The sequence below is a fragment of the Nonomuraea sp. NPDC000554 genome (assembly GCF_040300065.1).
In the GTDB taxonomy this organism is placed as follows: Bacteria; Actinomycetota; Actinomycetes; order Streptosporangiales; family Streptosporangiaceae; genus Nonomuraea.
Genome location: NZ_JBEPDC010000004.1, coordinates 43643 through 67003, shown reverse-complemented (window position 1 = coordinate 67003; position 23361 = coordinate 43643). Strand labels below are relative to the sequence as shown.

At 70.5% G+C, this 23361-nt stretch carries 24 protein-coding genes; 15 read left to right on the top strand and 9 right to left on the bottom strand.

The features are described 5' to 3' along the window. Window positions 1-4 precede the first annotated feature (4 nt). The 3 genes from ABT294_RS09205 to ABT294_RS09195 form a co-directional block, all read right to left on the bottom strand. A complete protein-coding gene (locus ABT294_RS09205) occupies window positions 5-601 on the bottom strand; it encodes a cell wall protein (protein WP_350804667.1) in 597 nt (198 codons plus the stop codon). 9 nt (window positions 602-610) lie between these two features. Next, window positions 611-1057, bottom strand: a complete 447-nt coding sequence (locus ABT294_RS09200; protein WP_350804665.1) for an RlpA-like double-psi beta-barrel domain-containing protein — start codon at window positions 1055-1057, stop codon at window positions 611-613. Between the two features lie 255 nt (window positions 1058-1312). Further along, on the bottom strand, window positions 1313-2170 hold the full coding sequence (locus ABT294_RS09195; protein ID WP_350804664.1) for a sigma-70 family RNA polymerase sigma factor: 858 nt from the start codon (window positions 2168-2170) through the stop codon (window positions 1313-1315). A gap of 333 nt (window positions 2171-2503) precedes the next feature. Here ABT294_RS09195 and ABT294_RS09190 point away from each other — a divergent pair, with 333 nt between their 5' ends. The 4 genes from ABT294_RS09190 (at window position 2504) to ABT294_RS09175 (ending at window position 5760) form a co-directional block, all read left to right on the top strand. After that, window positions 2504-3625, top strand: coding sequence for an NAD(P)/FAD-dependent oxidoreductase (locus ABT294_RS09190; protein ID WP_350804663.1), 1122 nt, complete (start codon window positions 2504-2506; stop codon window positions 3623-3625). Between the two features lie 171 nt (window positions 3626-3796). Then, window positions 3797-4186: a hypothetical protein gene (locus ABT294_RS09185; RefSeq protein ID WP_350804662.1), complete on the top strand. Its 390-nt coding sequence runs from the start codon at window positions 3797-3799 to the stop codon at window positions 4184-4186. A 104-nt stretch (window positions 4187-4290) separates the two neighbouring features. Further along, window positions 4291-4707: an ArsR/SmtB family transcription factor gene (locus tag ABT294_RS09180; RefSeq protein ID WP_350804661.1), complete on the top strand. Its 417-nt coding sequence runs from the start codon at window positions 4291-4293 to the stop codon at window positions 4705-4707. Between the two features lie 129 nt (window positions 4708-4836). Next, window positions 4837-5760: a cation diffusion facilitator family transporter gene (locus ABT294_RS09175; protein WP_350804660.1), complete on the top strand. Its 924-nt coding sequence runs from the start codon at window positions 4837-4839 to the stop codon at window positions 5758-5760. Between the two features lie 10 nt (window positions 5761-5770). On the opposite strand, the gene ABT294_RS09170 is transcribed toward ABT294_RS09175, so the two are convergent. The 4 genes from ABT294_RS09170 to ABT294_RS09155 all read right to left on the bottom strand — a co-directional run bounded on the left by ABT294_RS09170 (window position 5771) and on the right by ABT294_RS09155 (window position 8560). Continuing rightward, window positions 5771-6400 (bottom strand): vitamin K epoxide reductase family protein, encoded by a 630-nt coding sequence (locus ABT294_RS09170; protein ID WP_350804659.1) that lies wholly within the window; start codon window positions 6398-6400, stop codon window positions 5771-5773. Then, window positions 6381-7100 carry a DsbA family protein gene (locus ABT294_RS09165; RefSeq protein WP_350804658.1) on the bottom strand — a complete coding sequence of 240 codons (720 nt, stop codon included), beginning with the start codon at window positions 7098-7100 and terminating at the stop codon, window positions 6381-6383. Before ABT294_RS09165 ends, ABT294_RS09170 begins: the two co-directional genes overlap by 20 nt. Window positions 7101-7184: 84 nt before the next feature. Continuing rightward, entirely contained in the window at window positions 7185-8129 is a 945-nt protein-coding gene (locus tag ABT294_RS09160) for a M56 family metallopeptidase (protein ID WP_350804657.1), read from the bottom strand. After that, the gene (locus ABT294_RS09155) at window positions 8126-8560 is read right to left on the bottom strand and encodes a BlaI/MecI/CopY family transcriptional regulator (protein WP_350804656.1); all 435 of its coding nucleotides are present in this window, start codon (window positions 8558-8560) and stop codon (window positions 8126-8128) included. Before ABT294_RS09155 ends, ABT294_RS09160 begins: the two co-directional genes overlap by 4 nt. A 44-nt stretch (window positions 8561-8604) precedes the next feature. On the opposite strand from ABT294_RS09155, the gene ABT294_RS09150 reads away from it, so the two are divergent. The 3 genes from ABT294_RS09150 (at window position 8605) to ABT294_RS09140 (ending at window position 12565) form a co-directional block, all read left to right on the top strand. Further along, a complete protein-coding gene (locus ABT294_RS09150) occupies window positions 8605-9786 on the top strand; it encodes a low temperature requirement protein A (protein WP_350804654.1) in 1182 nt (393 codons plus the stop codon). A 129-nt stretch (window positions 9787-9915) separates the two neighbouring features. Beyond that, entirely contained in the window at window positions 9916-11541 is a 1626-nt protein-coding gene (locus ABT294_RS09145) for a serine/threonine protein kinase (protein ID WP_350804653.1), read from the top strand. A gap of 265 nt (window positions 11542-11806) precedes the next feature. Continuing rightward, entirely contained in the window at window positions 11807-12565 is a 759-nt protein-coding gene (locus ABT294_RS09140) for a class I SAM-dependent methyltransferase (RefSeq protein WP_350804651.1), read from the top strand. Window positions 12566-12624: 59 nt separating this feature from the next. Here ABT294_RS09140 and rraA read toward each other — a convergent pair whose 3' ends face one another. Further along, window positions 12625-13095: a ribonuclease E activity regulator RraA gene (gene rraA, locus ABT294_RS09135; protein ID WP_350804650.1), complete on the bottom strand. Its 471-nt coding sequence runs from the start codon at window positions 13093-13095 to the stop codon at window positions 12625-12627. A 183-nt stretch (window positions 13096-13278) separates the two neighbouring features. Here rraA and ABT294_RS09130 point away from each other — a divergent pair, with 183 nt between their 5' ends. Beyond that, window positions 13279-13977, top strand: a complete 699-nt coding sequence (locus tag ABT294_RS09130; RefSeq protein WP_350804649.1) for a Crp/Fnr family transcriptional regulator — start codon at window positions 13279-13281, stop codon at window positions 13975-13977. An 18-nt stretch (window positions 13978-13995) separates the two neighbouring features. Here the strand turns inward: ABT294_RS09130 and ABT294_RS09125 are convergent, their stop codons facing one another. Continuing rightward, window positions 13996-14496, bottom strand: coding sequence for a Pycsar system effector family protein (locus ABT294_RS09125; RefSeq protein ID WP_350804648.1), 501 nt, complete (start codon window positions 14494-14496; stop codon window positions 13996-13998). 208 nt (window positions 14497-14704) lie between these two features. Between ABT294_RS09125 and ABT294_RS09120 the strand changes: the two genes are divergently transcribed. The 7 genes from ABT294_RS09120 (at window position 14705) to ABT294_RS09090 (ending at window position 23361) form a co-directional block, all read left to right on the top strand. Continuing rightward, window positions 14705-15445 carry a hypothetical protein gene (locus ABT294_RS09120; RefSeq protein WP_350804647.1) on the top strand — a complete coding sequence of 247 codons (741 nt, stop codon included), beginning with the start codon at window positions 14705-14707 and terminating at the stop codon, window positions 15443-15445. Between the two features lie 2 nt (window positions 15446-15447). Beyond that, on the top strand, window positions 15448-17583 hold the full coding sequence (locus tag ABT294_RS09115) for a hypothetical protein (RefSeq protein ID WP_350804646.1): 2136 nt from the start codon (window positions 15448-15450) through the stop codon (window positions 17581-17583). Beyond that, window positions 17558-18541: a hypothetical protein gene (locus tag ABT294_RS09110; RefSeq protein WP_350804645.1), complete on the top strand. Its 984-nt coding sequence runs from the start codon at window positions 17558-17560 to the stop codon at window positions 18539-18541. Before ABT294_RS09115 ends, ABT294_RS09110 begins: the two co-directional genes overlap by 26 nt. Then, window positions 18534-19907, top strand: coding sequence for a DUF4407 domain-containing protein (locus ABT294_RS09105; RefSeq protein WP_350804643.1), 1374 nt, complete (start codon window positions 18534-18536; stop codon window positions 19905-19907). The genes ABT294_RS09110 and ABT294_RS09105 overlap by 8 nt, the downstream gene beginning before the upstream one ends. Before the next feature lie 310 nt (window positions 19908-20217). Then, complete coding sequence (locus ABT294_RS09100) at window positions 20218-21339, top strand: ABC transporter ATP-binding protein (protein WP_350804642.1); 1122 nt, start codon at window positions 20218-20220, stop codon at window positions 21337-21339. Beyond that, window positions 21332-22429, top strand: a complete 1098-nt coding sequence (locus ABT294_RS09095) for an ABC transporter ATP-binding protein (protein ID WP_350804641.1) — start codon at window positions 21332-21334, stop codon at window positions 22427-22429. The genes ABT294_RS09100 and ABT294_RS09095 overlap by 8 nt, the downstream gene beginning before the upstream one ends. Then, a complete protein-coding gene (locus ABT294_RS09090) occupies window positions 22426-23361 on the top strand; it encodes a carbohydrate ABC transporter permease (RefSeq protein WP_350804640.1) in 936 nt (311 codons plus the stop codon). The genes ABT294_RS09095 and ABT294_RS09090 overlap by 4 nt, the downstream gene beginning before the upstream one ends.

The window sequence follows — 23361 nt, the reverse complement described above, 5'->3', positions numbered from 1 at the left end:
GCTCCTAGTGGGGGGAGAAGACGGTGGCGATGTCGACCTCGTTGGTGTCCGGACGCCAGGCGCCCAGGATCTGCACGTGCTGGCCCACCCGCAGCAGCGACAGGTCGGCGGACGCCGGCGCGTCGGACCTGATGGCCACGGACTTGCCGGCCACCACGTGGCACAGGACGTCCTGGCCGTTGTGGTCGAGGTGGACCTTCTCGCTGGAGATGTTCTTGATGTGTCCCTTGATGTTGACGATGTTGAGCCACACCGACTCGGCGGCGAGCACCCCGTCGGCCATCAGGACGCCGCGGGCGTAGAGCCCGTCGCCGGGCTTGGCCTCGTCGAAGGAGACGGGGCCGAGCTTCCACAGGCTCGTGCCGTCGACCACCCTGATCTGGTGGATCACCATGTTCGAGCCCAGGACGAGGAGCGTGTTGTCCTTGATGGAGCGGATCCGGCCCTCGGCGAAGTTGGGGTCGGGAGCGCCGGGCTCGACGTCGGGGGCGGCGGCGCCGAAGGCCGCCTCAGGGCCGAGCGAGCCGAGCGCGGTGGCCGCGACGACGCCGGCGCCTCCTCCGAGCACGGCGGACTTGAGCAGTTGCCTTCTGCTTGTCATCGTCAGCCCCTAGGGAGTCGAGATCTCACACGGCCGCAGGCCGGAGGACAGGCTGGCGATCTTGCTGTACGCCGCCGGGGTGAGGTCGATCAGCCGGTTGCTGGCGCAGGTCGCGCCGCAGCAACTCCGCTCGCCGCAGAACAGGTCCGTCTGCGGGCCGCAGTCGGCGATGGCGGTGACGACGCTGCTGCCGCTGCACAGCGCCGTGATGCGGTGCTGGAAACCGCAGGTCCTGCGCGACAGCGACACCCCGCAGGTGTCGGGGTGGGTGATCGCCCAGCAGGCGTCGGACGTGTTGGGCCAGGCGTGCTGCATGTTCCCCGAGTTGCAGGTGCCGCAGGCTCCCTTGCCGGTGCTGCTGCACGGACCCCATGCCGCGCCGCAGCAGAACCAGGAGACTTCACCTTGGACGGGGCCGAGTAAGTCGACGGGGTCAGTGGGCTGGCTGCGCACCATGTGCGTCCTCCTTGGGGTGGGTTCTTCCGGGTCCCCCGATGGATGGTGCAGCGGTACTGAAGCTTTCTGACTTGATCCATGAATAACATGTAAAAAACTTTCGTCAATGCCCAATTCTTGCGCCGCAGTTCAGCGGCTTTCCGGCGCGCTCCCGCACGTCGGCGCGACGCCCGTGTCGCGGACGCCAGCGCGTAGGGAGGGGCATGGCTCACCGCGACAGGGGTCGTGGTGGAGGCGCCGCCGTCCTCTCCGAGGTCAGTCGAGGAAGGCCAGGTGGAGCGAGTCCAGGCGGTCGACGTCGGCGATCATGTCGATCGCGACGATCCTCCCGTCCGCGATCGTGAAGGCGAGGACGACGCGCGGCTTCCCGCCCGGGGCCCACACTGCTCCGGCGGCTCCGTTGACGAGGACGGGGCGGGCCGCCCTGGCACGTCCCGAGAAGGTGCCGGCCACCGCCGCCGCACCGCGGACCAGCGCCGACGCGCCCGCGGCCACGGCCGTGCCGTCGGCGCGGACCACGACGTCCGGGTCGAGCAGCGTGAGCAGCGCGTCGAAGTCGCCGCCCCGCGAGGCGGCGAGGAAGGCCTGGACGACCTCGCGCCGGCGGGCCGGATCGGTCTCCGGGGCCGCGGTCGCCCCCTGAACCCGGCGGCGTGCCCGGCTGGCCAGTTGCCGCGTCGCGGCTGGGGTGCGCTCGACGATGGGGGCGATCTCGTCGAACGGGACGGCGAACAGGTCGTGCAGCACGAACGCCAGCCGCTCGGCCGGGGTGAGCGTCTCCAGCACGACGAGCAGCGCCAGCGCGACCGAGTCGGCCGTCAGCGCTTCCTGCTCCGGGTCGCTTCCGCCGCCGCCGGGCACGTCCACGCCCTGGAGGTCCTCGCGGCGGGAGGTGCGCGAGCGCAGCATGTTCAGTGACACGCGGGCCACGATCGTGGTCAGCCAGCCGCCCAGGTTGTCGACGCCGTCGGCGCCGGAGCGGCTCACCCTGAGCCAGGCCTCCTGGACGGCGTCGTCGGCCTCGCTCAGCGAGCCCAGCATCCGGTACGCGACCGCACGCAGGTGGGACCGGTGCTCCTCGAACCGGTCGGCCAGGAATTCGTCTTGGGTCATCGGTCACATTCCTCCGTCGCGGTCTGTCATTGCAGTGACGGATGGACCCCGTTGACCCTGACAAACAGTACAAAGCGACACAAGGAGTATCCCATGGCCCACTCATCTACCGGTGCGATACCTCGCGGCCATCAAGGCCCTCTACGCCCGGCTCCTCGGCGTCGAGCCCTACTGTGTCGGCTTCAACGTCCAGGGGCGGCCACCGCCAGGGGATGAGCATCCGAGGCCCGCCCGGTGGCGAAGGGGTTCGGGTCGTGTGAGCGCTGTCACATGCGGATGCTGTCACGGATCGGCGGGCTCGCCGGTTCAAGTGGTGACTCGATGGGAGGAACCATGACACATCGCATTGTGGTGCTGGGTGCGGGATACGCGGGACTGGGCGCGGCCAAGCGCGCCGCCCGGCGGCTGCGCGGCACCGGCGCCCAGGTGACGCTGGTCAACGCGGCGGACCGGTTCGTGGAGCGGATCCGCCTTCACCAGCTCGCGACCGGCCAGAAGCTGCTCGACCTGCCCTTGACGGGCCTGCTGGACGGCACCGGCGTAGACCTCGTGGTCGCCCGCGTGACCGGCCTCGACCTGCCCGCCAGGGAGGTGCGGGTGGACGCCGCCCCGTACACCCTGGGCTACGACACGCTCGTGTACGCGCTGGGCAGCGGAGCGGACCTGGACACCGTCCCGGGAGTGCGGGAGCACGCGTTCTCCGTCGCCGCGGCCGGGGAGGCGGCGCGGCTTCGGTCCCAGTTGCCCGGACTCTCCTCGCTCACCGTGGTCGGAGGCGGGTTGACGGGGATCGAGACCGCCGCCGAACTCGCCGCGGCCCGTCCGGGACTGCGGGTCGAGCTGGTCACGGGCGACCGGATCGGTGCCGGGCTGTCGGAACGCGCACGCCGCCACCTCCACAGCGCGCTCGGAAGGATGGGCGTCGCCGTCCGCGAGCACGCCGTCATCAGCAAGGTCGGCCCCGACTCCCTGCAATGGGACGACGGCGGCGAGCTGCCCGCCGAGGCCGTGGTGTGGACGGCGGGCTTCCGCGTGCCCGGCCTGGCGGCCGCGTCCGGGCTGGCCACCGACGAGAGCGGCCGCATCCTCGTCGACCGGACGCTGCGTTCGGTCTCCCATCCCGAGGTGCTCGGCATCGGCGACGCCGCGCAGGTTCCCGACGACCTGTCGCGCATGTCGTGCCAGACCGCGCTGCCGATGGGCATGCACGCCGGCGTCGTGCTCGCGGACCTGGCCACGGGGCGCCCGCCGCGCCCGGTCCGGATCCGCTACGTCTGGCAGAACATCAGCCTGGGCCGCCTCGACGGCGTCACCCAGTTCACCCGTGCCGACGACAGCCCGCTCGGCGACGCCGTGCTCACCGGCCGGGCCTCGGCCCGCTTCAAGGAAGCCGTCTCGCGCGGCACGGTGGCCCTGATGCGCTACTCGGGCCTCCCCTCCGCTGCCCGCCGCTGACCCTCAGCCCGCCCTCCACCAACAGCGTCACCGATGCCCGGGCCGGGAGCTCGCCTGCCTGGGACTGCCCGTCGCGTTCCCGGCCCCGCTCACCAGGCGTAACGGAATACAACATTCCATGCGCAGCCTGCATCTAACAGTCAGATGATCACAGCGCGGGGGAGGGGCATCATGGCGGGCACGAAGATCGCACTGGCCGCGACCGGAGCGGTGGCGGTGGCTTCACTCGCGCTGAGCGGGGTCGCGCTGGTCGGCATGCTCCGCGCCACCGACGTGACCGTGGTGAAGGAGGTGCGGAACCTCTCCGGGAGAGAAGTCATGAACACGAACGTGGTTTGTGAAGAGGGGCGACGGGCCGTGGGCGGCAGCCACGCCGTCGACGGCGCCGTCGACTGGCAGAAGCCGGTGACCTTCCCCATCAGCCGTCCCGAGTCGACGAGCTCCGACCCTGGCGCGGCCCAGAACGCGTGGTGGTACCGCATCGTGAACCCCATGAACGAGCCCATCAAGGTCGAACTCTCCGTCTCCTGTGCTCCGATCCCCTGGAAAATCGGCTTTTGAGCTTCTCTCCGACCTGAGGCCGGAAACGCCGGGCGGCCTGTGCCTCGCCTCCCGTGATGGGCCGCTCTTGACGTGCTTCGGAGACGGCCGCGTATGGTCGTCGTATGAAGACATCTTCAGATGTCCAGGTGATGTCGATCGAGAGCTGCGCCGCGAAGGCGGTCGACGCCGAGCGGGTCGCGGCGGTCTGCTCGCGGATGCCGGCCGAGGCCGACCTGGTGGACACCGCCGACATCTTCGGCCTGCTCGCCGACCCGGGCCGGTTGCGGCTGCTCCTGGCCCTGCTGGAGGGCGAGCTCTGCGTCTGCGACCTCGCCGTGGTGAGCGGGCTGAGCGAGTCGTCGACCTCGCACGCGCTGCGACTGCTGCGGGCGCATCGGGTGGTCTCGGTGCGCAGGGCCGGGCGGATGGCGTACTACCGGCTCGACGACGCCCACGTGCGCATGTTGCTGGACCTCGCGGTGGCGCACACCGAGCACACGCAGGCCGTCCATCCTGAGCGGGATTTGTCTGGATCTTGACGTCGGACGGCTTCGTACGCACACTCTTATATGAATAGTTGTTCAGGTGTTGCGGGAAAGGAGACCGTAGTGGGTGGCGGGTCCGGTCACGGCCATGGGCAAGGGCACGGCCATGGGCACAGCGTCGGGGTGGACACCGACAGGCGGTACCTGGTCGGGGCGCTCGGCCTGATCGTCGGCTTCATGGCGGTCGAGGTGGTCATCGGGTTCATCGCCCGGTCCCTCGCGCTGATCTCCGACGCCGGCCACATGCTGACAGACGCGATCGCGATCCTGTTCGCGCTGATCGCGATGCGCATCGCCGCCCGTCCGCCCAAGGGCGGCTTCACCTACGGCCTGAAGCGGGCCGAGATCGTCTCGGCGCAGATCAACGGCATCACCCTGCTCCTGCTGAGCGTCTACTTCGTCTACGAGGCGGTCCGGCGTCTGATCGAGCCGCCGCACGTCGAGGGCCTGTACGTGGTGGTGACCGGGCTGGCGGGCATCGCGGTCAACGTCGCGGCCACCTGGCTGCTGAGCAAGGCCAACCGTTCCAGCCTGAACGTCGAAGGCGCCTTCCAGCACGTGCTCAACGACCTGTACGCCTTCATCGCCACCACCGTCGCGGGCCTGGTCATCTGGCTGACGGGGTGGTTCCAGGCGGACGCGATCGCCGCCATGGTGGTCGCGGCCCTGATGCTCAAGGCCGGCTGGGGCCTGGTCCGCGACGCCGGACGGGTCTTCATGGAGGCCGCCCCCGTCGGCATGAACCCGGCGGAGATCGGCACCAGGGCCGCAGCTCTCGAGCACGTGGTCGAGGTGCACGATCTCCACATCTGGGAGGTGACTTCGGGGTACGCCGCGATGTCCGCGCACATCCTGGTCTCACCCGGAGCCGACTGCCATGCCGTCCGGCTGGCCGCCGAGCGGATGCTGCACGACGAGTACGGGATCGAGCACACCACCCTCCAGGTCGACCACGCCGCCCCCGAGGTGATCCCGCTCGGACGGGACGAGGCGCACTGCGCGGACCCGCACGGCCCGGTGCACAGGAGCACGCCCACCGGCACGTAGCCCCCCGCGATCAGAGCAACGTGCTCCAGTACGACCAGAACCGGACGACGATCAACGTGATGATCGCCAGGAACCAGACCGTGAGCACCACGCTGTGGTACTGGACGAGGCTCCGGCCCGAGGCGGGGAGAGGCAGGGTGCCCCGGGCCAGGTTGTGCAGCGTGACGTAGCCGAAGACGGGGATGGTCACCGTCCAGACGATCATGCAGTACGGGCAGAGCGCCCCGATGACGTAGAGGCTCTGGTAGATCAGCCAGTGCACGAACACCACCCCGGCGGTGACCCCGGCCTGCAGGCCGAGCCAGAACCAGCGCGGGAACCCGGCTCGGGCCAGCAGGGCCGCCCCGACCGTCGTCACCACGGCGAAGGCGGCGATGCCCAGCAAGGGGTTCGGGAAGCCGAACACCTCCGCCTGCGCAGTGGTCATCACGGAGCCGCACGACAGCACCGGGTTGATGCTGCAACTGGGCACGTAGCCGGGGTTCTTCAGCAGCGCGATCTTCTCGACCGCGAGGACGAACGCCGCCGCCAGCCCGATCAGGCTGCCGACCAGCATCAACCGTGGCAGCAGCCGGGGAAAGCCGCGCTCGTCGACCGGTTCGGCCGCCGGCGCGGCGCTGTCAGCCGGCGAGCGCAGCATCGATGGCCACCTTGATGTCGTCGGTGGAGCGGGGCTGGATCTTCTTGCCGTTGAGGAAGAAGGTGGGGGTGCCCTCGACGCCGAGCGCCTTGCCGTCGGCGACGTCCTTGTTGATGCGGGTCAGGGTGGCGGGCGCCTGGTAGGCCTTCTCCCACGCGGCCATGTCCAGGCCGAGGCTCTGGGCGAAGGACCGGAACAGCTCGTCGGCCGGCGTCTTCTTCTCCGCCCAGCGCTTCTGCGACTGGTACATCCGCTGGTACATGGCCTCGAACTTGCCCTGCTGGGCGGAGGCCTCGACCGCGCGGGCGGCCCGTTCGGCGTTGAAGTGGCTGGCGATGGGGAAGTAGCGCGCCACGAAGGTGACCTTGCCGGTGTACTGCTCGCGCAGCTGCTCGATCACGGGGAAGGCCGCGCCGCAGGCCTCGCACTCGAAGTCGAGGAACTCCACGAGGGTGACCTTCCCGTCGGCGGCCGTCTGGAGGCGGTGGCTGTCGGGACGGACGATCTGGGCGCCGCCTTCGTCGGCGGTCGAGCCGACCTTGGCGACGACGAGCACGGCGGCGAGCACGACGACGAACGCCCCGATCGCCGACAGCGACAGGGCGATGCCGCGCCTGCGCTTGTCCTGGGCTTGGTCCTGGGCCTGCAAGGCCTCGATCTTGGCACGCCGGGCCTGGGCGCGCTGCTGTTGTTCCGACACGACCTCTCCTCGGTAGGGCGGCCCAAATTCTACACAGCGTAGAAGTTGGGCGCGTGGTCCTGCCGGGATCGCTGTGAACCGCTGTCAGCCGGGCCAGACGAGGCCGCACACCAGCGGGGCCGTCAGCACGGCGACCGGCCCGCTCATCAGCAGCCCCGAGGTGGAGTAGGCGGCCGCGGGCACCCATCGGGACGCCGCGACCGGCGCGCCCAGGAGCCGCTCCACGCGTTGCACCACCCCGGAGTCGGCCAGCCCCGGCGTCGCCGCCGACGGGCCGGACGACGGTGTGATCATGCGTACGATGGCGCTCGCCAGCACGCGGTCACCGTGGTCGCGGCGGGCCCGGTCGTCGGCGAGCATCTCCAGCAGGACGGGCACGGCCTGCCTCGCCGCCCGCGCGACGGGCAGCCACGGGAAGGCCCGCGCGAGGGCGACGAACGGCAGCAGGAGCAGGTCGTGCCGCCCATGCGCGTGCGCGCGCTCGTGCGCGAGGACCGCCGCCAGCTCCCGCCCGCTCAGCAGGTCGAGGGTGCCGCGGCTCAGCACGATCCGGGCCGCGGGGCCGGGGACACAGTAGGCCACCGGCTCCCGGCTCGGCAGCACGTAGGCGTCGTGCTCCGCCGCATGGTCGGCGAGGACGTCCACCAGAAGCCGCTGGCGCCGCTGCTCGGAGACGGTCGTCGCCGCGGTGCGGACGGTGTGGACCAGCAGCCAGGCGATGAGGCCGACCGACCAGGCCAACGCGGCGACGTGGGCGGGGCCGAGCCCGGCCAGCCCGCGCCCGTCGACGACCTGGTGCCCGAGCGTGTGCATGCCGTGCGGGAACGCCGCCGCCAGCGGCGTCGCGGCCGCGACCAGGCCGACGCCTGCCGCTCCGAGCCCGCCGGCCAGCCCGATCGCCTGCCACAGCGCCAGCGCGGCACGCGGATGGCGGCGGACCCATCGGGCCTCGGCCAGCCTGGCGGCCACCCGCCCGCCCAGCGCGACCGGCACCAGCGCGACGCCCGCGGCGATCAGCCAGGGCGTCACGGGCCGTCACCGCCGGGCGGCCGGTTCTCCAGCGCCGCCCGGAGCGCCGCGTGCACCTCGGGTGAGACCGTGCCCACGAACCGGTTGACCACCGCCTCGAGATCGCTCGCCTCGTCCAGGGCGGCCTGCATGGTCTCGGCCACGAAGGCGTCCTTGCCGTCGGTCGCCTTGTAGAGGTGGGCCCGCCCGACGCGCTCCCGCGACACCAGCCCCTTGCGCGTGAGCCGTACCAGGACGGTCAGCACGGTCGTCACCGCAGGCTGGGACGGCAGGCTGTCGGCCAGATCCTGGGCGAGCATCCCCGTGGGACGCTCCCACAGGGCCTCCATGATCGAACGTTCCAGACTGCCGAGCCGCACCCGTACCTCCTCGTGGACCTCGCTCCAGCTTAGGGCGCTGGCGGAGCCGTCCCACGGGACGATGTCCGGCATTTACGATGATGGCCGTTCGATATCGACCAGTTTGAGGAGAGCCAGTGGCAGCCGAGATCCTCCGCTCGCGCGAGGAGAGCGCCAGGGTCGTCCCTGTCGAGCTCTTCTTCGACCTCGTCTACGTCTTCGCCGTCACCCAGCTGTCGCACCTGCTCCTCAGCCACCTCAACGCGGTGGGGGCGGCGGAGACCCTGCTGCTCACGCTGGCCGTGTGGTGGGCGTGGATGTACACCACGTGGACCACCAACTACCTCGACCCCGACCACCCGGTGCTGCGGCTCACGCTGACCGGGCTGATGCTGGCCGGCCTGGTCATGTCGGCGGCGCTGCCGCAGGCGTTCGGCGAGCGGGCGCTGTGGTTCGCGGGCGCGTACGTCGCCATCCAGGTCGGACGGACGCTCATGGTCTCGCTCGCGGCCAGGGCTCATCCGGTCGGCCACACCTTCAGGCTCGTCCTGGTGTGGCACGTCGCGAGCGCGGCACTGTGGATCACCGGAGCCGTCCTCGGCGGGGCGGCTCAACTGGCGCTCTGGGTCGTGGCCCTCGTGGTGGAGTACGCCGCTCCCTGGGTCAGCTACCGGACGCCGTTCCTCGGAAAGTCGACCACGACCGACTGGGGCATCGACGGCGGTCACATGGCCGAGCGCTGCGAGCTCTTCGTGATCATCGCTCTGGGTGAGTCGGTGCTGGTCACCGGGCTGACACTGGCCGAGAACGAGCACCTGACGGCGGCCACGGTCGCCGCGTTCGTGGTGGCCTTCCTCGGCAGCGTGGCGATGTGGTGGGTCTACTTCGACCGCACCGCCGACGCCGCGGCGGAGGCGATCGCCGGGTCCGACGACCCCGGGCGGCTCGGCAGGTCGGCCTATACCTACATGCACCTTCCCATGGTCGCCGGCGTCATCGTCGCCGCGGTCGGCGACGAGCTGGCGATCGCGCACCCCCTCGGGGAGGTCTCGCTCGGCACCGCGCTGACCGTGCTCGGCGGGCCCGCTCTCTTCCTCACCGGACACGCGCTGTTCAAGCGGGCCGTGTTCGGCTACGTGCCGGTCAACAGGGTCGTCGCGATCGGGGTGCTGGCGGCGGCGGGGGTGCTCGTGGTGCTCATGCCCTCGGTGATGCCGCCGCTCGTGCTCGCCGGGCTGGCCACGCTGGTCGTCGGGGGTGTCGCGGCGTGGGAATCCGTCCTGGCCCGCCGGCTGTCGCCCTCCGCCGTGGGCGCGTGACGGGTCGGGTGGACGGCGCCGTACCGTCCTGGCGCGGTCGCGAAGTGGGCTAACCGCCGAACAAATCAGCACTTATCCCGCTATGGTGCTGTAGATCCACTCCCATGTGCCTCAGGAGCCACTCCTTCGATGCCGCGCGGCGAACCACTTCGTGAAGGCGACCCGCTGGCGGTGGGGCCGTACCGGCTCGTCGGGCGGTTGGGCGAGGGCGGACAGGGCGTCGTCTACCTCGGCCAGGCCCAGGACGGCAGCCCGGTCGCGGTCAAGGTGCTGCGCGACGAGCTGGCCGGCGACGACCGGTTCGCGAAGGAGATCGCCGCCGCGCGCCGGGTGGAGCCGTTCTGCATCGCCCAGGTGCTGGACGCGTCCCTGACGGGCAGGCCGTACATCGTCACCGAGTACGTCGAGGGCCCCTCACTCCAGCAGGCGGGGCGGCACGCCAACGCGGACCTGCAACGGCTCGCCGTCGCCACCGCCACCGCGCTGGCCGCCATCCACCAGGCGGGCGTGGTGCACCGGGACTTCAAACCGGCGAACGTCCTGCTCGGGCGGGGCGGGCCGCGCGTGATCGACTTCGGCATCGCCCGCACGACCGACGCCGCTGTCACGGTCACCAGCTCCGTCGTCGGCACCCCCGCGTACATGGCGCCCGAGCAGATCGCCGGGCAGCCGGTCGGGCCGCCCGCCGACGTGTTCGCCTGGGCGTCGGTCATCGTGTACGCGGCGACGGGGCAGCCGCCCTTCGGCAACGACACGGTCCCCGCGATCATCAACCGCATCCTGAACAACGAGCCCCAGCTCGGCGACGTGCCGCACCCGCTGCGCTCGGTCCTGTACAGCTGCCTGGCCAAGGACCCGCGCGCGCGTCCGGCCATGCGGGACGTGGTCCTGCGGCTGCTCGGCGGTCAGGAACCGCTGGGGCCGCCCGGGGTTCCGGCCCACGCACCAGGCCCCGCCCACACACCAGGCCCGGCCCACGCACCAGGCCCGGCCCACGCGCAGGGGCCGGGTTCCGCGCACGGGGCGGGTTCCGCGCATGGGGCGGGGGTCGGTGCGCAGGGGCGTACGCGTCCCAGCTCCCGCCGCCGGGTCAATGTGCCGCTGGTCGCCGGTGCCACCTCCGTCGTGGCGGCGGTGGCCCTGCTCGCCGGCGTCGGGTGGGTCGCGTCCACCACGACGCCCCTGACCGCCCTGCGCGCGCTCGGACTGGGCCCCCAGCCGATCGCCGGGCCCTCCACGGGCCTCGCAGTCCCGCCCAAGAGCACCACGAAGCGGCCGGAAACGCCCCCCAAATCGACGAAGAAGGCGACCCAGAAGCCAACGCAGAAACCCACCCAGAAACCGACCCAGCAGCCGACCAGGAAAACGGATCAGCCCAAGCCGAAGACCACACCCACGACCGCACGGCCGACCCCCACCCGGACCCGCACCAAGGCCCCCGTCTCCGGCGCCGGGCTGCGGCTCCTGTCCGTATACGTGCAGGGATGGCCGGAACGGGAGGGCTGCTGGAAGGAGAACGTGGCCATGGCCGCCAAGGTGAAGTCGGACTCGAAGGTGACCTTCGCCTACACCTTCATCGTGGACGGGAAGGCCGGCGGAAGCCGCACGTCCATCTCCACAGGCGACGCGTACGCCTTCGTGCCCTCGGCGGGATACCTGCTGAAGCCCGGCAGGCACACGGTGACCTTCCGGGTGACCTCGCCGGTCGTCAGGACCAAGTCCACCTCTTTCACCATCTGTCCTCTGGACCCGTAGCGGCCCCGCACCCGGACGACCCACGGGATCCGCGTGCTCGCCCCCCGTCCCCGTCGAGCGACGCGTCACGGTGAACGTCTGCGACTTCGACAAGTACGGCTGAGACTCGGGAAAGTCCCGACGGCGCCGCACCATGCCGGACCCATCAACCTGCCACCCGGTGCCTAAACCCGCGTACGCATACCCCAGAGGTGATTGAGCGGGTGGGCCGGCCTGCCTAGATTCCCCTCTGCAAGGGATGATCCAAGTCTGGCGGTCCTAACTCGTGAAGCGCACCCGTACCAATCTCACCCATCAAGCCCACTACGCGATCCGGCGCCCGTGGAGGATTCCGTCGCATCTGCGGCGGTTGACCCGCGACTCCTGGCTCCGCCTGCGGCACGCCGATCACGTCTCGTACTACCGGGCTGTCATGAAGTCCGACATCATCCGGGGCGCGGAGGGCGCGGTGGGCTCGCACAGCCACAAGCGCTGGCTGGCGCTCGGGCGCCTGCAGTTCGACTACATGGTCGAGCACGGGCTCAAGCCCGAGTTCCGGATGCTGGAGATCGGCTGCGGCAACCTGCGCGCCGGCCACCTGTTCATCGACTACCTGAACAGGGGCAACTACTACGGCATCGACATCTCGCCCGACATCCTCATCTCCGCGCTGGACAAGGTCGCCGAGCACGACCTGCAGGACAAGGTGCCGCACCTGACGTCGGTGCGCGACCTCCGGTTCGCGTTCCTGCCCGACGAGTACTTCGACGTGGTGCACGCGCACAGCGTCTTCTCCCACTCGCCGCTGTACGTGATCGAGGAGTGCTTCGCCAACGTCGGCCGGATCCTGAGGCGCGACGGGTGGTTCGACTTCACCTTCGGCCGCACCGACGGCAAGGAGCACCAGGTGCTGCGCGAGGACTTCTACTACCGCACCGAGACCCTCGTGGCCCTCGCCGACCGGCACCACCTGAACGCCACCTTCATGGACGACTGGGCGAACCTGCACAAGCAGTCGAAGATCCGCATCACCAGGAGGAGCTGACCCGGCACCTCACCAGCGGCCGGACGGGCTCGTCGTAGACGCGGCGAACCCGTGCCGGCTCACGTCCTGGTGACGAGGATCCCGTCGTCGTCGCTGAAGAGTTCGGCGCCGGGGGAGAAGGTGACGCCGCCGAACGTCACCGGGACGTCTCGCTCGCCCGTCCCCTCCTTGGCGCTCTTGCGCGGGTTGGAACCGAGGGCCTTGACGCCCAGGTCGAGCGCGCCCAGGGCGGCGACGTCGCGTACCGCGCCGTTGATGACCACCCCCGACCAGCCGCTGCCGACCGCGAGGCCCGCGATCATGTCGCCCATGAGAGCAGCGTGCAGGGAGCCGCCGCCGTCGACGACCAGCACCCGCCCCTCGCCCGGCTCGGACAGCGCGGCTTTGAGCAGGACGTTGTCCTCGTGGCAGCGGACGGTCGCGATGACGCCGTGGAAGGCGCGGCGCCCGCCGTACTGACGGAACTGCAGGTCGCAGGAGCCGAGCTCGTCGCCGCGCTCGTCGTAGAGGTCCGCGGTCGCGATGGTCATAGGGGCCCTTCCCGGAACGCAGGTGCCGGCGGGCGGCACAGGATCTCCATGGGGGACGGTAGCGCATAGTTGCCCGGATTCCGGCCGGATGTGGGGAATGCCCGCCAAGATGGACGGTGTGCCGGTTCCGACGGCCGGCTCGTGCCTGACGACGCGACCGGTGCTGCCCAAGGAGGCGAGCCGATGCAGTGGTGGCCCACGGGAACGCTGATGGCGGTCCTGGACGAACGCGCCCGGGCTGAGTTCCTGGCTCTGGGGGAGCCGCAGCGCTTCGACACGGGCGAGGTGATCATCCGTCAGGGCGACCCCAGCCCGGATCGCGTCTATCTCCTGCGCTCGGCCCGGACGGGAACCTGCGCGTGCGCGAAGGTGACCGCCAACCTCGGCACCGGGGTCGAGACGCTGCTCGGCATCCGGGTCAGCGGTGACCTGGTTGGGGAGATGGGCGTCCTGCGCGGGGTCGAACGCTCAGCCACGGTGACAGCGTGCTCGCCGACCGTGGCCTTCCGCATCGCCGGGAAGGCCTTCCTGGACTTCCTCGACCGCAACCCGCACATCGGCACGGCGGTCGCCGCCATGATCGCGGATCGGCTGCAGTGGGCCAACCAGCGGCGCCTCGACTTCGCCGCCTTCGACGTCCCGGTGCGGCTCGCGCGGGTCATCGGCGAGCTCGCCGGGCGGCATGGGATCGAGCGGGCCGACGGCACCGACCTCGGCGTCAGCCTCTCGCAGCAGGAGCTGGGGCGGCTGATCGGCGCGCGGGACGCCGCGGTCGGCAAGGCGATGCGCGCGCTCAGGGAGGGCGGCGTGCTGAGGACGAGCTATCGGAGGCTCGTCATCACAGACCCGGACCGGCTCCGCATCCTCCAGTCGGCCGACTGACCTGGACCTGGGCCGGCCTCAGCGTACGACCGCGATGAGCACGGTCCAGGCGAGGGCGGAGACCAGGGTCAGCCCCACCCAGGGGACGGCCTGCGCCACGTGCCGGTGCTTGCGCTCGGCGATCTCGCCGAGCAGCCGGGCCATGGCCCACGCCTCCGCCAACCGCTCCGCGTCGTCGTCCGCCGACGGCGCGGGGGCCGCGACGCCGGTGATGCCGTACCGGCTGGGACGGTCGGGCGCCTTCAGGGACGGCCGGATCGTCTGGAGCAGGTGATAGCCCGACACGAGCGAGCCGAGCAGGAACAGGCCGAGCAGGCAGTACCCGAGGAACGCGGCGAGCCCGCCGACCCCGGCGGCGACGCCCGCGGCCGTCTGGGCGGCCACGCCCGCCGCCGCTCCCGCGTGCAGCACGAGCAGGGCGTTCACCTTCCCCTCCGCGTGCTGGACGTAGTTCTGGAAACCGGTCACGATCGCGGCGGCGTCCGAGGCGCCGCCCTCGCCGCGCGGTCTTCTGCCCATCCACGGCTTCATTTCTCACCCTCCAGTTGGACTAGTCCAACTGGACAGGCTGCGCGTCCTCCGGAGTAGTTATAAATACCGTTTCACAACCAGAATGCAAGCTCATGGGCCTACAACCCGTATTAGTAGTGAATTTGGTACTGTTCCAACCTTCATACTGGTAGTGCCGGAAGCAAGGGCCGTGCCAGAAGGAGGCGGGTTCTAAGCAATGGAAACACGTGATTTCGGGCGAGCCCTTGTTGTATCGAGCGATCTCAGGGGATACGGGCGCGGCAACGACAAGCGCCACGAGACCATGCAGGCCGAGTTCGTCGCCCTCCATCAGCAGGCCGCCGAGGAAGCCGGTCTCAACCGTGACGCGTGGGTGCGCCAGCCGGGGGGTGACGGGGAACTCGCGGTGCTGCCCGCCGGGGAGCCTGAAGCGCTGGTCGTCGACCAGTACGTCAGGGCGCTCGACGAGCGGCTGCGGGGCCGCAACGGAGACCTGCCCGCCGAGGAGCGGCTTCGGCTTCGAATGGCCGCCGCCTTCGGCTCCGCGTACCCGGCTGCCAACGGGTACGCGGGGCAGGCCGTGGTCGAGGCGAGCCGCCTGCTCGCATGGCAGCCGCTCAAGCGGATCCTGGACGAGAAACCGGACGTCAATCTCGTTCTGATCCTTTCCCAGCGGGTCTTCGACGACACGGTACGACAGGGGCACACCTCCCACTCGACGCGGACATTTCTGGAGGTAAAGGTCCAGGAGAAGGAGTACGAGGCGCCCGCGTGGATCTGGGTGCCGGGTATGAATCCCGAAGAACTGGACTTTCTTCATAAATCCACAGATACCGGGGCGACGGTAAGTCCGGTGAATGGTCTGGTCGGCACGATTTCCCAGGACGCGGAGGTCATCACCAACCTCTACGGCCCGGTCGACGCTCGCCAGTCGGTGTTCGGCGTGAGCAGGAAGTGATAATGCCCGAAACGCCACAACCCGAAGAGCAGCCCCCCGACGAGGCAGCAACTCCTCAGGACGACCCCCAACCCGAGGAGGCCGAGCAAGGGGACGAGCCGCCCGGCGAGGAGAAGGACTTCGACGAGAAGGCGCTCGGCCAGAGCGCCACCGTCATCAACAACTTCTTCGACCAGGTCGACGGGTCGCATTCGATCTTCGGGATCGGCGCGCCCCGCTCCACCCGCTCCATGACGGGCACGCTCGACCTCGCCGACATCGAGCGCGCCCTCGGCTGCTTCGTCGCGCCGCAGGGCTTCGGGGAGGCCGTGCGGGTGCTGCGCGAACGCCGGGTGCTCGTCCTCGTCGGCCGTGAGGAGACCGGCAAGTGGACGGGCGCCGTCGCACTGTTGGACCGCGTGAGACAGACCACCGGACAGATCAGGGTCATCTCTCCGGCCCGACGGCTCGACGAGCTGGCCGCGAAGACGCCCTTCAAAAAGGGCTGGGGCCACCTCGTCCACGGCTGGATCGCCGACGACGGCGCGCAGGACCTGCAACGCTTCGAGTTCGACACGCTCAGCCGCAAGCTGGAGCAGGCCGAGGCCCACCTGGTGATCACGCTCAACGGCGACAGGGCGCGAGCCGGCCTGGAAGGCGTCCATATCTCCTGGCAGACGCCGGACCCGCTGGAACTGTTCGACGCCCACCTCGGTGACACGGCCATCACCGACGAGATCGCCGAGGTCCGCAGGCGCGCGGGCGAGCTGCGGTCACCCCGCCGGATCGCGGCGCTGGCCAGGCAGATCGCCGGAGGCGAGCGGTCGCCGTCCGAGGTGCTCGCCGACCTGTCGGGCAGCGAGGTGGTCACGTGGTTCGACGGCAAGCCCAAGCGCTCCGAGGTGCTCGTGGTCGCCGCCCTGGCCTTCGCGTACGGCGTGCCGGAGCGCGTGTTCGAGCGCCTGCTCGTCGAGCTCGAACAGGTGGCGGACGAGGTCAAGCTGCGCGGGAGGGAACCGGAGAAGCGCGCCGACGACGACGACCTTCCCCAGCACAGGGCGCTGTGGGGTGGCGACCACCCGCTGATCACCGTCGAACGGTCCACCGGCCAGACGGTCGGCGAGCGCCGGATCGTCTTCCGCGGCTCCCAGCAACGGGAGCAGGTCATCAACGAGCTGATGGACCGCTACGGCTACGACCTCTGGGAGCCGCTCCGCCTGTGGATCCGTGACCTCGCTGACGACCTGCCCGCGGTCCAGACGCAGGTGGCGGCGGGACTCTCCCTGCTGGCCGCCGCGAACCCGCAGGAGGTCAGGGAGTCGTTCCTCGAACCGTGGGCGGCGGGCGGGTGGGCCGAGCGGCTCACCGCGTCCATGCTGCTGTCGATGATGTGCGCGGACGACGCGCTCGCGCCGCTCGCCCTCAGCACCGCGCTGTGCTGGGTCGTCGACGCCGGGCAGGCGCCCGCCATGACCGCCGCGCTGGCGTTCGCCGGCGGCCTGTCGATTCGCTACCCGGCTGACAGCGTCGACTGGCTGTGGTTCCTGTCGCAGCGCGCCACCCGCATCCGGGACGTCGCGCGACGCGCCCTCGTCCTGCTCTTCCAGGGCGCCGCCGAGCGGGACGAAGGCGTCCTGCCGGTGCTGCGGCTGCTCGCCCGGCACGTCGACCTGGACCTGCGCGGCGACTTCGAACCCGGTCGCGCGCGCACGGCCCTCGAAGCGGTGCTGGCCGTCCTCGCCTGCGGCCGACTCGAAGCCGGCGACGAGCCGCTGGCCGCGTGGCTGCTGCTCTCCGAGCCGGACAGCGCCCGGCCGCTCGGCGTCCTGTGGGCCTGGACCCTGCACAGCGCCCACCACCGGGGGGCCGCGATCCGGGCCCTCTACTCCACCCTGCGAGCTCTGGAAGGCCGGGAAGGCGCGGTGCCGGCCGCCGGCGCGCTGGGCGAGGCCGTGTGGTCGGCCCTGCCTGCCGACGCCGCGAGGCTGGTCAAACGGGCGATCGAGGGAGCCGGAGCCGCACACGAGAACCGCCAGGGTTCCCGGCGAACCCGGGAACTCGTCCTGGCCATGCTCAGGGCCGGCGCGGGCGGTCCTCGTTCCGACATCAGACGCCAAGGAGGCAGCAGCGCCGATGGCCAGTACGTATCCGATCATTGACGAGCAACCCCTGAAGCCGGCGCATCGGCGCCTCGGGCTCTTCGCCCGCAGGGACCCTCGCGAGCTGCCCGGGACGCCTGCGGGGGCCGTCCTGGTGTTCGAGGTGCACGGCGGCTACCACGCGTTCACCGAGCGCCGGCACCTGAAGGGCTCCGAGGACGCGGTCGTCGAGGCGGTATCGGTGGCCGTCGTCGACGTCCGGAGCCGCACGGTGCCCGTCGAGGTCCTCATCCCCTCTGGCGACCTCGGCTACCGGTTCGTCGTCAGGTCGAACTTCAAGTGCCGGGTGACCAACCCGGAGGCGGTCGTGGCCGCGCACGTCCGGGACGTCGCCGAGAACCTGGCCAACCACCTGCGCACGGACGCGCAGCTCATGCGGCTCGGCCTGACGAGGCCGATCGAGCAGACGAACGTCCTCGCGCCCGAGGTCGCCGCCAGGGTGCAGGCGTACCTCGAGTTCCAGCCGCCGGAGATCGACGGCGTGGACGTGGTGCTGACGAACGTCGAGCTGCTCATGCCCGACGACGTCGTCGTCCACGGCCAGGGGTTGAAGAAGCTCCAGTGGGCGCGAGAGAGCAAGGAACTGCTGTGGGCCATCGAGAACCGTGACGTGGCGCGGATCGAGGAGATCTTCCAGCGCGGGGTGGAGGCGGTCACGGCCCTGGGTGTCAGCCGGGACCAGGTGCTGATGAACGACGCCGTCGGCGTCGTCCATCAGGCCCAGGAACAGCGGATGAAGCACCTGTCCGGCCTGATGAGCCAACTCCCGGAGGGCTCACTGGACTTCCTCCCCATCGACTCCCACAAGCTCATCAACCGGATCATGCAGTCGGTGGCCGGCGTCGAGCCGTACGTCGAAGTGCCCGCGCCGGACGAGCTGCCGGTGCTCACCGAGGGAAAGCACGCGCGTGCGGAGGACGGCCCGCGGTCCATCGGGCTGGAGGATTTGGATGACTGAGCCGTCACAGCCGGGCGCGTCGCCGCGCTGGGCGTCGCTGCTCAGACGGCTGTTGCGGCGCGCCGACCCGGGGCGCCGGCTGAGGGTGCTGGCCGGCGTCGACGAGCGCGTCCTGGCGCAGGTGCCGCTGGAGCGCACCCGCTACACCGGCCTGGGCGGCGTGGTGCTGGGGACGGCCGCGATGGCGGGCATGTCCATGTGGTTCGCGCTCAGCCAGGTGCTCGGCGGCGCCCACCCGGCCATGCTCGTGCCGGTGCTGATCTGGGCCCTGATCGTGCTCAATCTCGACCGGTGGCTGGTCTCCACGGTCACGGGCATGTGGCAGCGCCGGCTCCTCATGCTGATCCCCCGGCTGCTCGTCGCCGTCGTGCTCGGCGCCATCATCGCCGAGCCCATCGTGCTGCGGGTGTTCGAGACGGCGGTCGTCCAGCACGTCAAGGACCAGCGTTCGGACGCGCGCGACAAGCTCAAGGCCCGGCTGGTGGAGTGCAACCCGCGGCCGCCCGCCACCCCGAAGCGGCAGGACTGCGGCGACAGCCGCCTGCTCGCCGCCACGACCGAGGCGAACGCGGCCGAGCTCGCCAACCTGCAGAAGGACGCCGCGGCGCTGCAGAAGCAGATCGACGCGGCGAACCGGCGCCACAACAAGCTCGTCGACCAGACGAGCGGCGAATGCGCGGGAGACAAGGGGCGCGGGCTGAGCGGCAGGGAAGGAGAGGGACCGCGCTGCCGCCGGCTGCAGGAGGAGGCGCGGCGGGTCTTCGCCAGCAGCCGCATCGCCGGGAACACGGCACGGCTGGAGGCGCTGACGGAGCGGATCTCGCAGCTCCGCGGGCCGCTCGCCGTCAAGGAGGCGGCCTACCAGAAGGAGCTCGATGCCAGGATCCAGGAGCGGGTCGCGCAGCTGCCCGCGCCGAACGACCCGGTCGGGCTGCTCGAACGGATGAAGGCCCTGCACGAGCTGACAACGGACAACACCTACCTGGCGACGGCGAGCTGGTTGTTCCGGCTGTTCCTGATCATGGTCGACTGCCTTCCCGTGCTCGTCAAGCTCATGGGCGGAACGACCGTGTACGACCGGATGGTCGGCGAGGAGAACCGCCGCCGGGAGGCGATCCACACCAGCCGGGTCCGCTTCGAGGCGGACGAGGAGATCGGCGAGCTCGAACTGAACGCCTACGCGCGGACGGAGGGGCGTCGCAAGCGCCGCCAGGACATCGACGTGGACCGCAAGGCGACGGACGTCGCCGCACGCAAGCGGATCGAGGAGATGATCGACACGCGGACCCGGGAGCTGCGGCGGGGGACGCCAGGGGAGCAGCGCAACGGAGTTCATCCGCGGCTCGATCCGTTCAGGGGCGGTTGACGCCTGGCTGTCGGTGAGGTGAACTCGACATACCGCAGTACCGCCGCGAAGCGCGGGTGCTGCGGTATTCGAGTTTCTCGGCCCGGAATTCAGATCGGCGAATTCCCGGCTGCCGGATTCTGCGGGAAAGCCCCTTTATCGGCCATGGCAAAGCCTGCTGTCAAGAGCGGGCGGCGCCGGTCCGCGGACGTGACAGAACCCTTTGCACAGTCGTGCGGATCATGTTAGATGGAGGTGCTAGCTGTCCCATGGCCGTCGCGACCACGTGTCCGAGCGCTCGCGCTGAGCGTTGACGACACGGTATTCGATCATGCTCCGGCAGAGAGGACCGGGCTCGGTGACGCTGATACTTGATGGCATCTGCGTTCGGTGGCGCGGAGAGATCTGGCTCGACGACATCAGCCTCGAATTATCGAGCGGAATGACGACGCTCATCGGGCCGATGGCGGCAGGAAAGACGACGCTAATGCGCGTCGCCGCCGGGCTGCTACCGCCCGCCGGCGGACGCGTCGTGGTCAACGGAAAAGACGTCACGGCCATTTCGGTACGAAAGCGGTCCGTCGCCTTCGTCTATCAGCAATTCATCAACTATCCGTCCCTCACGGTCTACGAGAACATCGCGTCCCCGCTGCGCCTGGCGTCCTCCTTCCCGAAGGACGGGATCGACCGGCGGGTGCGCGAGGTCGCCGAGCTCATGCGCATCGGCGAACTGCTCGACCGCAGGCCCGCCGAGCTGTCCGGAGGCCAGCAACAACGCACCGCCATCGCCAGGGCGCTGGCCCGGCCGGTGGACGTGCTGCTGCTCGACGAGCCGCTCGCGAACCTCGACTACAAGCTCAGGGAGCAGTTGCGGGCCGACCTGAAGAGCATGTTCCGCGACTCGCCCGGCGTCGTCCTCTACTCCACCGCCGACCCGGCCGAGGCGCTGACCTTCGCGGCGCCGACGGTGGTGCTGAGCGAGGGCCGGGTCGAGCAGGTCGGCGACGTCGCGGAGATGTACCACCAGCCGCCGACGCTCACGGTCGCCGCGACCCTCAGCGACCCGCCGCTGAACCTGCTGCCGGGCGTGGTCCGCGACGGCCGGATCGAGTGCCTCGGCGTCTCGTTCCCGGCCCCGGGCGCGCACGCCTCCGGCGAGGGGCGGCCGGTCGTCCTGGCGGTGCGCCCGCACCAGGTGTCCATCGAACGCCGGCCGGGCGCGCTGGAGTTCCCGGCGGAGATCCGGCTCGCGGAGGTGACGGGGAGCGCCACCTTCGTCCATCTCCTGGTGGCGGGCCAGCGGCACCTCGTCGCGGAGCTGTCGGGAACGCAGCTCTTCGATCCGGGGGAGCCGGCGGTGGCCTCCGTCGACCCGGCCGACATCTTCGTGTTCGACGAGATCGGCGGGCGGCTGCTCGCCACGTCGGCGGCGGAGGTCGATCTGCATGGCTGACGTCCGTCTGGAGGGCGTCGGGCACAGCTACGACGGCGGCCGCACCTGGGCGCTCAAGCCGATGACCTGGACGTGGCGCAGCGGCCGGGCCTACGCCCTGCTCGGCCCGAGCGGCTGCGGCAAGACCACGCTGCTGAACATCATCTCGGGCCTGCTCACCCCCACCGAAGGGCGGATCTGGCTCGACGACCGCGAGGTCACCGCGGTCCCGACCGCGGCGCGCAACATCGCGCAGGTCTTCCAGTTCCCGGTGCTCTACGAGGAGATGTCGGTGTACGACAACCTCGCCTTCCCGCTGCGCAACCGCAGGTATCCCAAGGCGGAGATCGACCAGCGGGTGCGCAGGGTGTCGCGGTTGCTGGGCCTGGACGACCACCTCGGCCGCAGGTCACGGCGGCTTGACCCGGGACGGCAGCAGATCGTCAGCCTGGGCCGCGGGCTCGTCCGTTCCGACGTCGCGGCCGTCCTGCTCGATGAGCCGCTCACCGTCGTGGACCCGGCCCTGAAGTGGACGTTGCGCAGCAAGCTGAAGGAGATCCACCGCGACACCGGGCACACCCTCATCTACGTCACCCACGACCAGACGGAGGCGCTGACCTTCGCCGACGAGGTGGTCGTCCTCAAGGACGGGGCGATCGTGCAGGCGGGCGAGCCGGCCGAGCTGTTCCTGTCGCCCGCGCACGAGTTCGTCGGCCACTTCATCGGCTCGCCCGGCATGAACGTGTTACCCGCCGAGATCGCCGCCGACGGGGTGGTGCGGGTCGGGCAGGCGGCCGTCGGGCGCGCCGTGGGCGACCTGCCGCCGGGGCCCGTGCGCGTCGGCGTCCGTCCCGAGTTCGTGACGGTCGGCGGCGGGCGGGCGACGCCGGGCCTGAGCACCGAGGTGACCGGGATGGACCGGATGGGGGCCTACAACCTCGTGCACGCCCGACCGGACGGTCACGCCCTCGTCGCCAAGGTCGACGCCGCCTCGTCGTACGCGCCGGGCGCCGTGGAGTTCTTCCGGTTCGCCACCGATCGAGCGTTCCTGTTCCGCGACGCGGTCAGGTGCGGGTCGCTCGCTCCCCTGGAAGGAGGTGGCGCAGCGTGACCGTCACCAGGATCGAGGAGCCCGTCGCGGACGCCGCCGCGCCCCCCGAGACGTCCGACAAGCAGCCGGACGTCAAGCCGAAGAACAACCGGGCCTGGCTGCTCGTCCTGCCGGTTGTCGTGTCCGTCGCGTTCACGGCGGTGATCCCGCTGATGACGGTCGTCAACTTCTCCGTTCAGGACATCTTCAGCCCGAGCGACCGGATCTTCGTCGGGCTGGAGTGGTTCCGTTCCGTCTCCCGCGACCCCGAGGTCAGGTCCGCCTTCCTGCGGACCCTGATGTTCTCCGCCCAGGTGCTGCTGGTGGAGATCCCGCTCGGGGTGGCGATCGCGGTGTCGATGCCGCGCCGCGGGGTGTGGGTGTCGGCGGCGCTGGTCGTCGTCGCGCTGCCGCTGCTCATCCCGTGGAACGTGGTCGGCACCATCTGGCAGATCTTCGCCCGCGCCGACATCGGGCTGGGCGGCTGGACGGTCAACAACGTGCTGGGCGTGGACTTCAACTACACCCTGGACTCCACCGACGCCTGGATCACGGTCCTGGTCATGGACGTCTGGCACTGGACCCCGCTGGTGGCGCTGCTGGCCTACGCGGGCCTGCGGTCGATCCCCGACCCCTACTTCCAGGCCGCGCAGATCGACGGCGCGTCGGGCTGGGCGACCTTCCGCCACATCCAGCTGCCGCGGCTGCGCGGGGTGCTGACCATCGCGATCCTCCTCCGGTTCATGGACAGCTTCATGATCTACACCGAGCCGTTCGTGGTGACCGGAGGCGGGCCGGGAAACGCCACCTCGTTCCTCAGCATCCTGCTGTCGAAGATCGCCGTCGGCCAGTTCGACCTGGGGCCGGCGGGCGCGTTCTCGCTGCTCTACTTCCTCATCGTGCAGATCGTCTCGTACGTCTTCTTCACCGTGCTGACGAGGAGCGGGAGGTGA

Coding starts and splice junctions, on each gene's coding strand:
- ABT294_RS09205 (WP_350804667.1), bottom strand. CDS start 601: ATGACAAGCAGAAGGCAACTGCTCAAGTCCGCCGTGCTCGGAGGAGGC.
- ABT294_RS09200 (WP_350804665.1), bottom strand. CDS start 1,057: ATGGTGCGCAGCCAGCCCACTGACCCCGTCGACTTACTCGGCCCCGTC.
- ABT294_RS09195 (WP_350804664.1), bottom strand. CDS start 2,170: ATGACCCAAGACGAATTCCTGGCCGACCGGTTCGAGGAGCACCGGTCC.
- ABT294_RS09190 (WP_350804663.1), top strand. CDS start 2,504: ATGACACATCGCATTGTGGTGCTGGGTGCGGGATACGCGGGACTGGGC.
- ABT294_RS09185 (WP_350804662.1), top strand. CDS start 3,797: ATGGCGGGCACGAAGATCGCACTGGCCGCGACCGGAGCGGTGGCGGTG.
- ABT294_RS09180 (WP_350804661.1), top strand. CDS start 4,291: ATGAAGACATCTTCAGATGTCCAGGTGATGTCGATCGAGAGCTGCGCC.
- ABT294_RS09170 (WP_350804659.1), bottom strand. CDS start 6,400: ATGCTGCGCTCGCCGGCTGACAGCGCCGCGCCGGCGGCCGAACCGGTC.
- ABT294_RS09155 (WP_350804656.1), bottom strand. CDS start 8,560: ATGCCGGACATCGTCCCGTGGGACGGCTCCGCCAGCGCCCTAAGCTGG.
- ABT294_RS09145 (WP_350804653.1), top strand. CDS start 9,916: ATGCCGCGCGGCGAACCACTTCGTGAAGGCGACCCGCTGGCGGTGGGG.
- rraA (WP_350804650.1), bottom strand. CDS start 13,095: ATGACCATCGCGACCGCGGACCTCTACGACGAGCGCGGCGACGAGCTC.
- ABT294_RS09130 (WP_350804649.1), top strand. CDS start 13,279: ATGCAGTGGTGGCCCACGGGAACGCTGATGGCGGTCCTGGACGAACGC.
- ABT294_RS09125 (WP_350804648.1), bottom strand. CDS start 14,496: ATGGGCAGAAGACCGCGCGGCGAGGGCGGCGCCTCGGACGCCGCCGCG.
- ABT294_RS09120 (WP_350804647.1), top strand. CDS start 14,705: ATGGAAACACGTGATTTCGGGCGAGCCCTTGTTGTATCGAGCGATCTC.
- ABT294_RS09115 (WP_350804646.1), top strand. CDS start 15,448: ATGCCCGAAACGCCACAACCCGAAGAGCAGCCCCCCGACGAGGCAGCA.
- ABT294_RS09110 (WP_350804645.1), top strand. CDS start 17,558: ATGGCCAGTACGTATCCGATCATTGACGAGCAACCCCTGAAGCCGGCG.
- ABT294_RS09105 (WP_350804643.1), top strand. CDS start 18,534: ATGACTGAGCCGTCACAGCCGGGCGCGTCGCCGCGCTGGGCGTCGCTG.
- ABT294_RS09100 (WP_350804642.1), top strand. CDS start 20,218: ATGCTCCGGCAGAGAGGACCGGGCTCGGTGACGCTGATACTTGATGGC.
- ABT294_RS09095 (WP_350804641.1), top strand. CDS start 21,332: ATGGCTGACGTCCGTCTGGAGGGCGTCGGGCACAGCTACGACGGCGGC.